The following is a 3,733-nucleotide window of genomic DNA, read 5'->3' as shown; positions in this document are numbered from 1 at the left end:
TTAAAGGAGTACTACTTGAAATAGTTGAACCACCAGTTGAAGCATCGTACCATATTACATTATTTGATGATGCATTATACTCTGTGATATTTAATGATAAATCATTAATTGTTGGATCATCGTTAATACAATATTCTTCTGAAGCATCTAATAATGTTGGTGTAGGAGTATCGTTCACCGTTACATCAATTTGAGCTGAAGTTGAAGATTCACAACCTGAACTGTTGGTTTGTGTTGCATAATAATCTTCTCCATCTACTAAAGCTTCTATACCTGTTAATGGTAATGTTAAAGCTGCATCTTCATACCAGTTAATTGTTCCTGTTGAGCTAATTGTACTGTCTAAATCTGAAACGATAGGAGTATCAACTAAGCAAAATTCAGGACTGTCATTTGTAACTGTTGGTGTTGGTGTATCATCAACAGTAACTGTTATATCTGCAGTTGAATCTGGTGAACACGGTGACACTGCAGTAACAGTATACGTGTAAATCCCTGCCGTATCTACAGCTGGATCAAAAAACCCTGTACCACTAGTTAATGCTGGTGACCAAGTTCCACCACTTTGAGCACCTGCTCCTAATGAAACAAATAAATCTGTTGAAGCATCTATGATACATAATGGAACGGTATTATCTGAACCTGCATATGGAGCTAAAGTAACTGTAACATCAACGTCACTAGTAAATGTTCCACAGGCGTTTGTTAATGTATAAGTATATGTTCCATCTGGGTCTACCAACGGATCAAAAACTCCTGTACCACTTGTTAAAGCTGGTGACCAAGTTCCGCCTGTATCAGCGCTTCCTATTAGTGTGAATAAATCTGTTGTCCCATTATTGCTACAAACATCTAGAACATTATCTGTCCCAGCATTTAATGGTTCTTCAATGGTTACTGTTATGGTTTCACTATCATCAATACAAGGTGCTGACGCAGTTACTAAATATGTAAACTGATATGTTCCTGCTAAAACTGCTGCTCCATCAAAAATGTTACCTGCTAAAGCACCTGTTCCGTCATTATCTTGCCATGTTCCTCCCGAATCTTGTGAACCATCTAATCCTGTAAATAAATCAATATTATTATTGTCATTACAAGCAATAATAGGTGTTCCATTAAGCTCTCCTGCATTTGGTGATATATAAATTGTAGCAGTTACTGCTGTTCTCACTGAAGATTCACAGGTAGTTATAGCATCTGTTTGAGTTGCATAATAAATTTGCGCGTCTACCAAAGCTGTTGTTCCTGCTAAAGGAGTTCCTCCTGTTGCAACATCATACCATTGTATAGTAGTTCCGGTAGCAACTAAATCTGCCACAGTAGCTGTATCGCAAAATTCTTGTGGAGATGAAGCTGTTGGAGCAGGCGTATCGTTAATAATAACACTAACTGTTACGTCCACGTCATCACAAGTTCCAATAGCATCTACATCAAAAGTAAAATTGTATGTTCCATCTGTAAGACCATCTAAAGTCACTATGTTTCCTGATACTGCTCCTGTTGCATCATCGTCATTCCAAGTTCCTGTTTGGTCTTCACCTGTTAATAAATCAAATAAATTATAAGTTTGAGCCGTGGTTACATCTGCTAAGCAAAATTCAACTGGTGTGTTAGGTGTCCCAGATTCTGGAGCATCTTCTACAATAACTGCAACCGTACTACTATTTGAGCATCCATTTGCATCAGTGATACTATATGTATAGTTATAAGAACCAATAGTTAATAATGTTAAATCAACATCGCTTCCTGATAAAGCTCCTGTGCTATCATCATCTATCCAAGTTCCACCTGAATCTTCTCCGGTCAATTGTCCAAATAAGTCTAAAGGCGAATTTGCTACTAAATCATTTTCACAAAACGGGGCTGACGTAGGTGTACCAGTTATAGGTAATGGATTTATTGTTATGCTTACTGTAACCAAAACATCATCACAACTCCCTATAGCATCTACATCAAATGTAAAGTTATAAGTTGCTGGTGTTAACCCTGATAAATCAACTGTATTACCTGTTAATGCTCCAGAAGCATCATCATCATTCCATGTTCCAGTCTGATCTTCTCCTTCTAATAAAGTAAATAAATCAAAGTTTGCTGGTGCTGAACCTTCGCAATATTCTGCTGGTGTGTTAGCGGTACCTGATTCTGGTGCATCTTCAACTATAACAGTAACGGTGCTACTATTTGAGCATCCGTTTGCATCAGTAATACTATAAGTGAAATTGTAAGAACCAATAGTTAGTAGTGTTAAATCAACATCGCTTCCTGATAAAGCTCCTGATGTATTATCATCTGTCCATGTTCCTCCTGCATCTTCTCCGGTCAATTGTCCTAATAAATCTAAAGGCGAATTTGCAACTAAATTATTTTCGCAAAATGTAGCGGCCATTGGTGTACCAGTATTAGGCAACGGATTGATTGTTACACTTACTGTAACCAAAACATCATCACAACTCCCTATAGCATCTACATCAAATGTAAAGTTATAAGTTGCTGGTGTTAACCCTGATAAATCAACTGTATTACCTGTTAATGCTCCAGAAGCATCATCATCATTCCATGTTCCAGTCTGATCTTCTCCTTCTAATAAAGTAAATAAATCAAAGTTTGCTGGTGCAGCATCTTCACAAAATTCGGCTGGGGGATTTGCTGTTCCAGATTCTGGTGCAGGTAATATTGTAATTGAAATGGTTTCATCATCTGTACAAGTTCCATTATCAACAGTGTATGTATACTCATAAGGACTACCCGTAATCGTAAACCCTGTAATATCTATATTGTTTGAAACGGTTGCACTACTAGAATCTGTCCAAGTTCCTCCACTGTCATAAGGAGCTGTTAGAGCATCAAATAAATCAAAAGGTGAGTTTGCTGCTAAATCATTTTCACAAAATTCTATTGCTGGTATTACTTGTATTCCCGCATTTGGATCTTGTAACACTATAACTTGTACCGTAGTAGATTCCTCTGGACAAGGGTTAGGTGATACGTTTTGAGTATATGTAAAATTATATGTTGCTGGTGTAAAACCTGTTAAATCAATTGGAGATGTAACAACTGGATCGGTACTAGTTGTTCCTTGAGTCCATTGACCATTTGGATCGTAATTTTCAATCAGTGTAAACAAATCAAAAGAAGCAGGTAGGTTTGCTTCACAAAAAGAAGCAGGATTTAAAGCTGATGGTGTTCCTGATGATAATGTTTCATAAACTGTTATTGATACAGCAGACGTAGCATCTGGACACGCATTGTTACTTAATACAGTATATGTAAATACAGAAGTTCCCAATGGTAATATTGTTAAATTAACATCACTTCCTGTTAATGCTCCTGTTGTATTGTCATCAGTCCAAGTTCCGCCTGCATCTTCACCAGTTAATTGTCCGAATAAATCCAAAGGCGAATTAGTTATTAAATCATCTTCACAAAATTCGGCTGGTGATGCAGTTCCTGCATCTACAGGTGTACTTATTATTACGGTAACAGGTACTGGCTCACTCTTACAAAACCCTTGTATTTCTATATAGTATGTGTTTCCATCTACCAATGCTGTTCCTGCTGAAAGAGCTGGAGGGATTGTATTACCTGATCCATCAATATTATTATACCAACTATAATTAGTTGCTATAGTTCCTGGATTTAAATCCGCTATAGTCGGATTAGTATCTGAACAAAATTCTTGAGAATCTGTAGGTGTCGGATTTGCTGGCGCTGCTATTACAGCTATACTACC

1 protein-coding gene is annotated in these 3,733 nt (G+C 37.2%); it reads right to left on the bottom strand.

What is annotated here, in order from left to right:
• Positions 1-3,733, bottom strand: a 3,733-nt coding sequence (locus tag RG22_RS18000) for an immunoglobulin domain-containing protein (RefSeq protein ID WP_204244182.1), incomplete at both ends; no start/stop codon positions are given.

It is taken from the genome of Wocania ichthyoenteri Th78 (assembly GCF_000789235.1).
Taxonomy (GTDB): Bacteria; Bacteroidota; Bacteroidia; order Flavobacteriales; family Flavobacteriaceae; genus Wocania_A; species Wocania_A ichthyoenteri.
This window is presented reverse-complemented; position numbering and strand designations above follow the sequence as displayed.